Below are 7,686 nucleotides of genomic sequence, written 5' to 3' on the forward strand. Positions count from 1 at the left end.
AGAAAAGTAGCATCAATGGCATCGCTACTGCCTTCATCAACGGTGAGGGGATTGTTAAGAAGGCTGGGTGGGTCGTTGATGGGAGTAACCGTGACCGAAACTGTTGCCGTGTCTGTATCGCCGTTGCCATCTTCTATCTGATAAACAAAACTGTCGCCGCCATCAAAATCGGGATTCGGCGTATAGACAATGCCATCGTCGGTGGGGTCGTTCAGCGTACCGTTGTTATCGACAGTTGCACTACCGTTACTAGGCACTGTAGTAATTATAATTTCCCCAGAAGCAGCACCGTTCAATCCAAAAGTATCGTTACCGGTTACTGCCAACTCATTTGCAGAACTATCTTCAACGACGGAAAACGTATCTTCGTTGGCAACCGGCAAATCATCAAATTCAAAGGCACCAATGTCGGGTTGGTCGTCGCGAAATTCGCCACGTTGGTCTTCTCCGATGGTGCTGTCAGTAGTTTGGTTGATGGCATTGGTTGCTCCTGGTAACAAAGCATGGGTTTGTGTGAGACCGCCATTGTCAGCCAGGGGAGCAAGGTTATTTCCCAAATCGTCTGTTACATTTTGATTGTCGCTATCCAATACCCCACTAATATTGAAATCTCCATTATTAGAAATTAAACTATAGGAAGCATTAACGGTTCCTCCATCATTTTTATTTAATCCATCGCCACCATTTGTGGATTCGTTTTCAGCAATCGTTACGTGAGCTAAATTGAGAATACTGTCGAAAGAATATCCGATAATATCGATACCACCACCGCTGTCGCCGGCTGTATTTCCAGAGATGGTGCTATTGAGAATGCTACTGCTTGCATTGTTATTAATAGATAGAATAGATATGCCACCACCGCTTATTTCCAGAGATGGTGCTATTGAGAATGCTACTGCTTGCATTGTTATTAATAGATAGAATAGATATGCCACCACCGCTGCCGCCAGCTGTATTTCCAGAGATGGTGCTATTGGTAATGGTGATGTTTTCACTTTCTTGAATGGCAATACCACCACCATGGCTAGTCTCAACATTAGAAACATCTGTGCTATTGTCAGAGATTGTGCTGTTGGTAATTGTGGCGTTTCCATTGCCGTTAATATAAATACCACCGCCAATTCCCGAGGTATTTGCCAAAATGCTACTATTGGAAATCGTAATATCTCCATTTCCCTGAACTGAAAGACCACCACCCACTACGGAGGTGTTTTCAGAAAGGGTGCTATTGGAAATCGTAACGGTTCCATCTCCCCGAACCGCAATACCACCACCAACAGAATCGCTGCCAGTATTAGAAGAGATGACACTGTTGAGAATTGTTAAATTGCTGTTTTGAATGTAGATACCAGCGCCATCGGCGAATTCTCCTCCAGATATGGTATTCCCAGTAACCACACTGTTTTCCAGGGTTAAGTTGCCAACGCTGTAGATACCACCACCACCGCTAGAAGTTAAACCGCCTGTAATGGTAATCCCTTCAAGGGTGACAGGCACATCTTCAGTTACTGAAACAACTCTAGAGGTGTTATTCGCATCAATTTTTAAATAACTTGCCCCCGGTCCGTCAATGGTTAAATCATCGCTAATTTGTAGTGGATTACCATCCAGTACAATCGAACCAGTAACGCTAGAAGCCAATAAAATTGTATCGGCACCCGCTGTATTGTTGGCTGCTGCAATGGCTTCCCGCAAACTAATGCCATCCACACCAGGATTGTTTTGTAAATCGGTAATGCTGGTAGTGGAACCGTTGAGGTCATCGTTGGTATTGGTTACGGTGATATTTGCCAATATACCAGCATATTCTTGTTGTACTTTTTGGGAAAAAGCCAAACCATGGGTGATGCGACCAATTTGTATTTCTAGCTGCCAGTTGCCTCCCTTGCTCGAATTGCCTGTAAAACGATTGCTGGCAGCTATGTTGGCTTGGGTGAGTTGGTGAAGTCGAAGGAGGAAAGGATGAATCCCATTGCTGGTTTCTGGGGGAAAAGCCGCTACGTTACAGCCGTAAATCAACAGGTCGGCATTGGTAACCAACGCCTGACGCCATTGCTGCAACTGCTGGCTGTATTGCGGTAAGGTTTCTAAAGTGAGGCGAGTATTTCCCAAATTCAAACAACCAGCGGCCCCGTGAGAAATTAAGTGAATGGCTTGATAGTGATTTGGCGATTTTTGAGAAGCGGCTGCCAATAAAATTTCTGTAATTTGCTCGATGCCATCGCGATCGCGTTTTAAAACAATCGGCGTAATGCCAGGAAGCAACCCAGCAAGCAATTGTGGGTAGTTTTCTACCGCTGGGTCAATAAAAGCGATCGCGCGATCGTCCAAATTTCCTTCTGCAGTTTTTGCCGGACTTATGCGGTCGATTGCAATCATGATCGTATTTGGGTAGTAGTCTGGGTTGAGGTTATACAATCAAAGGCAAGAAAAAGCTTACAGGTGACCATTAAGAAAATCCCTAGTAGGGAGTATTTTTCATTTTACAGTGAGCTTATCGAACTGGGAGAAAAAGCACTGGTGGCATGTGTAGCTCTCTACAAAGTTTTATAGCGATCTTCCATAGCAGGTATGCAGTTTCTACAATCATCTACATAAACGTATCAAGACAAATATAGGAGTAGAACCAAAGTAGCTACCCCTATAGAATTTTTCCCATCAAACTTGTTTCGGCAGATTGGGAAATTGCGTTTATCTTTTTGGCAAGGACAATTGCATGGCAAAAATGCCATTTTCGTCCCTACAGACCGGAAAACTCCCGAAAATCTTCCTCTGTGAGATTGTTAGCTTGTACCCCCAGGAGATTGGCCAGAATTTGTTCTCCTAAGGCAATGGTAGCACCAGTATCGGTTTCCGTGACAGTCAGCTGCGAAAATTGCAAGCCACCAGCCAACGCCACCGCATCCACACCATCGGTGAAATCCTCAATTGTATCCACCCCAGTGGTTGCCGAAAGAACGAAATCATCGCTGCCTTCGCCACCGAACAACCAGTCATTACCGACATCGCCAAGCAAAATATCGTTGCCAGCGTCGCCAAGGAGGGTATCTCCATCTTCACCGCCGAACAAAGTATCGTTACCATCGCCGCCGTGGAGGGAATCCATTCCCTGGGAACCAAACGCCAAATCGTCGCCAATCCCAGCACAGATGAAATCGTTTCCGTGTGCATTGCTATCGCCAGCATTATCGCCAACCAGGGTATCGTCGCCATCTTTACCGAAGAGGCTATCGTCGCCGAGTTCCCCAAAAGCGACATCATCGCCAGCATTGCCAACCACCAGGTCATCCTGACGGCCGCCGTGGAGAAGGTCGTTGCCTTCACCGCCAAATAAGGTATCATTGCTGCGATTGCCAAATACGGTATCTTCCCCTTCGTTGCCAAGTAGCAAATCACTACCATCGTTTTCGGTGAAGGGAGAACCGTTGCTGCCGGTCAAAGCATCGTTGCCTTCGCCACCGCTGAGGGAATCGTTGCCGAGTTCCCCAAATAAAACGTCGTTGCCGCTTTCGCCAATTACCCAGTCATCCTGACGACCGCTATGCAGGGTATCGTCACCTTCGCCACCAAACAGGGTATCGTTGCCGCGGTTGCCAAACAGAACATCTTCGCCGCCATCACCAACCAGTAAATCGTCACCGTCTGTGTTGGTCAAAGTAGAACCATTGCTACCGGTTAAGACGTCGTTGCCTTCGCCACCGCTGAGGGAATCGTTGCCGAGTTCGCCAAAAGCCACATCGTCGCCACTGCCAGCAACTAGCCAATCATCCTGACGACCGCCGCGTAGGGTATCGTCGTCGGTACCACTCAACAAGGTGTCGTTGCCACGGTTGCCAAACAGAAGGTCTTGACCGCCATCGCCAACCAGCAAATCGTTACCGTCAGCCTCGGATACGGAAGAACCGTTGCCACCTGCCAAAGCGTCGTCACCTTCGCCACCGCTGAGGGAATCGTCTCCCATATCTCCTAGCATGGTGTCGTTTCCGGCTTCTCCCAAAGCCAAATCGCGATCGCGACCGGCATGGAAGGTATCGTCGCCTTCCCCACCTATCAAAAAGTCGTCTTCTTGGTTGCTGAGGAGGAAATCGTTGCCGAGACCGCCTTGCAGTTCGTTGCGGCTGGCATTTCCCAGGAGAACGTCGTCGCTGTCGCTACCGGTGATGGTTTCGTCTGTTTCTATCCCGGTGGTGCGATCGATGCTAGGAAATCCGGTAAAGGCATCTGGGGGAAGTTGGGGAACTGCGGGTATGGTTATATTGATTTGACAGTCATCGTGAATGTCACCGCCGACCGAATCTAATACCTGAATATTGATGCTATCGGTATCGGTGGCAGTGCCGCTGCTGCCTGTTACTTCCAGGGAAGCTTCTCCCACAAAGCCATCATTGGGAGTAAATGTTAGGCTTGCTAAAGCTGTATTGACCGCTTCTTCCGAACCGGAGAAAACCATCTGCGGGTCGCCGTCGCCGTCTCCTTGGGTGAAGGTGAGACCGTTGGTGGTTCCCAAGGTGAGGGTTCCGTTGTTGGTGCTGAGGGTGGTTGTGATGTTGCCGTTCTGGGAAGCGTCGATGGCAATATCTTCCAGTGCGATCGCGGTATTAAATGGCGTTTCTACATCTTCCCCTGCTTCGCTATCAATCGCCACAGGTTCGCCAACATCGATGCTAAAGGTTTTGCCAAACAGAGCAAACCGTTCCCCATCAGAAGCATTCCAGTCAAATTCCAGGGTTCCGGTAAAGTCGCTATCGGGTTCCACGCTTACCTTCCCGATATCGGCAGAAGCGATCGCTTGTCCGGCGGTTACTGGTTCGCCACCAAGGAACAAAGTCCCGTTTTCCGGTAGCGAATCAATGCGAATGCTGCCTAATGGCGAATTTTCTGGGTCAGAATAGACATCGGTAAAGGATTGAGTATCTAACGCGATCGCACCATCGGCATCCGGCGTAGCTTCTATATCCACATGGTCGATGCTGGGAGGATTGTTCGCTGGTTCCGGCGAGGTTTCTGCCAGGTCGTTGAGATTCACCGTCACCTTCTGCGGGTCGCTGACCTTGGTACCATCGCCAACCTGTACCTGCAAATCGAAACTAGAATTGCTTTCAAAATCCAGGTCATCTTGGTCATTGACCACAATCTCCCCAGTATCGGGATTGATGCTAAACGCCGGCGTACCATCCCCATCCGGGTCGGGATTATTTTTTATCGTCCAATCCTGTAACGGTTCGTCATCGGTGGTCGTTGCCACCACCTGACCCACAGAAGTGCCTTCACTGCTGTTTTCATCCACAGCAAAAGTTTGATTGGGATTGACACTGGGGTCGCTAACATCATTGAGATTCACCGTCACCGTTTCCGGGTCGCTAATTTTGGTGCCATCGCTGACCTGTACTTGTAGATCGAAACTGTTTTGGGTTTCAAAATCCAAGTCACCTTGGTCGTTGACCACAATCTCCCCAGTATCCGGGTCAATGCGAAACGCCGGTGTACCATCCCCATCCGGGTCGGGATTGTTTTTAATCGTCCAATCCTGCAAGCTGCCATCGGTGGTACTGCCAGTCACCGTACCCACCACAGTATCTTTAGGACTGTTTTCATTCAGATTGAAAGCTTGATTCGGATCGACCTCTGGGTCGCTCACATCCTTAAGATTAACCGTTACTCGACCGGGGTCGCTGGTTTGCTTGCCATCGCTAACCTGCACTTGCAAATCGAAGCTAGGCGTATTTTCAAAATCCACATCATCCTGGTCGTTCACGGTAATTTTCCCAGTATCGGGAGCGATCGCAAACGCTGAATTACCATCGCCGTCTACATCAACATTGCCACCGCTAATCTGCCAGTCTTGTAAGGGATCGTTATCTTGGTCGGTAGCCTGTACCGAACCGACAGAGGTACCTGCTTCGCTATTTTCAAAAATCTCGAAAACTTGATCTGGATTGATGCTGGGATCGACCACATCGTTAAGTTTGACCGTCACCGTTTCCGGGTCGCTAAACGTGGTACCATCGCTGACCTGTACTTGCAGATCGAAGCTAGGCGTCTCCTCGAAATCCAAATCGTCTTGGTCGCCAACAATAATTTCCCCAGTATTCGGATCGATGGTAAAAGCTGGCGTACCATCCCCATCCGGGTCGGGATTGTTTTGAATCTTCCAATCCTGTAGCGGTTCGTCATCCTGGCTGGTCGCCGTTACCTGACCAACTGGGGTTCCTTCGCTGCTATTTTCATCAATAGCAAAGTTTTGGTCCGGATCGACCGTAGGGTCGCTCACATTATTGAGTTGAATGGGGATGGTTTGTGGATTGCTCTTTCCCTGACCGTCGCTGACCTGTACTTCCAGATCGAAGTTCGGTGTATTTTCAAAATCCAGGTCGTCTTGGTCGTTAACAGTAATTTCTCCAGTTTCCGGATTGATGGCAAACGCCGGCGTACCATCGCCATCGGGGTCGGGATTGTTATTGATGGTCCAATCCTGTAGCGGTTGGTTTTCCGCATCGGTAGCCGTTAGCGTACCCACCACTGTTCCTGGAGGACTATTTTCATTCAGAGCAAAGTTATCGGAGTCTATCACCGGCAGGTCGTTGACTTCGTTGATGGTGAAATCAAACGTATCTGTCACTGGGGTGGCCCCATCTTCGCCACCATCTGCCAGGGAAAAGTCAAAACTATCAGTATTGGGAGTTTCGCTACCGTCATGTTGGTAAGCTAGCTTGCCATCGTCGATATCAGTTTGGGTAAACGTATCGCCATTTTCCAGTTCCTCGCCACTGTCTGGCGTACCGTTGCTGTTTTCATCTAAGAATAAAGTGCCGTTGTTAGTGGTTTCGGTAACTTCGTAAGTGAGTTCGTCACCGTCGTCATCCGGGTCGCCTTCGTTGAGTTTATCGTTTCCCACAACGACGGAACCCCCCTCATCCAGAGTTGTTCCTTCATTGACCAGCAAAGCCGGCGGGTCATTTCCTTCTGCATCAATGGCAAAGCTAAACTCGCCTCCTACCGAGTTGTCACCATCGCTGAGGGAGAAGCCAAAGCTATCGGGATTGGTGGAAGAACCATCATGTTGGTAGGCTAGCTTATCGCTATCAATATCAGCTTGGGTAAAGGTACCGCCATTTCCGATTTCTGTATCGCCAGCGTTCAAGACACCATCGCCGTTTTCATCCAGAAACAAAGTGCCGTTGCTGGTTGGCGTTGTTACTTGATAGGTAAGTTCGTCGCCATCGCTATCCGGGTCGCCTTCGTTGAGTTCGCTATTGGTAATGGGAACGGAACTGCCAACTTCGACGCTAGTACCGGTATTGGTTTCTATTTGCGGCGGGTCGTTGACTGGCGTGACATCGATGGTAATGGTTTTGGCTTCGCTATCTGTCGTACCGTCGTTGACAGTGAAATCAAAGTTGGCATAGCTATCCCCATTTTTATCCGCATCTGGGGTAAATACCAATTTGTCAATCTGGTCGGCAGCAATTTCCTGGTCTGCGGTGACGTCGCTACCATCGAGTTGCAGGCTACCGTTGCTTGGCAGGCTGGTTATGGTGATGGAATCTAAAGCATCCCCATCGGCATCGCTAAAGCCAAAGTCACTCTCACTAAAGGTATGGTTGCTATCTTCGTTGATGGTGATGGTGTTGTTAGATGTTGTAGGCGGGTCGTTTTGCGGCGTGACATCGATGGTAATGGTTTTGG

At 48.8% G+C, this 7,686-nt stretch carries 3 protein-coding genes; all 3 read right to left on the reverse strand.

What is annotated here, in order from left to right:
- A partial coding sequence (locus tag AS151_RS19240) for an Ig-like domain-containing protein (protein ID WP_170861458.1) occupies positions 1-905 on the reverse strand: 905 nt, incomplete at its 3' end.
- Complete coding sequence (locus AS151_RS19245) at positions 832-2,379, reverse strand: DUF4347 domain-containing protein (protein ID WP_071518696.1); 1,548 nt, start codon at positions 2,377-2,379, stop codon at positions 832-834. The genes AS151_RS19245 and AS151_RS19240, both read right to left, overlap by 74 nt.
- Positions 2,380-2,740: 361 nt before the next feature.
- Positions 2,741-7,686, reverse strand: a 4,946-nt coding sequence (locus tag AS151_RS19250) for a cadherin domain-containing protein (protein ID WP_139240792.1), incomplete at its 5' end; no start/stop codon positions are given.

This window comes from Geitlerinema sp. PCC 9228 (genome assembly GCF_001870905.1).
Classification (GTDB): domain Bacteria; phylum Cyanobacteriota; class Cyanobacteriia; order Cyanobacteriales; family PCC-9228; genus PCC-9228.

Bases quoted from the DNA above. Each gene is read 5' to 3' on its own strand.
- AS151_RS19245 (WP_071518696.1), bottom strand. From the start codon at position 2,379: ATGATTGCAATCGACCGCATAAGTCCGGCAAAAACTGCAGAAGGAAAT.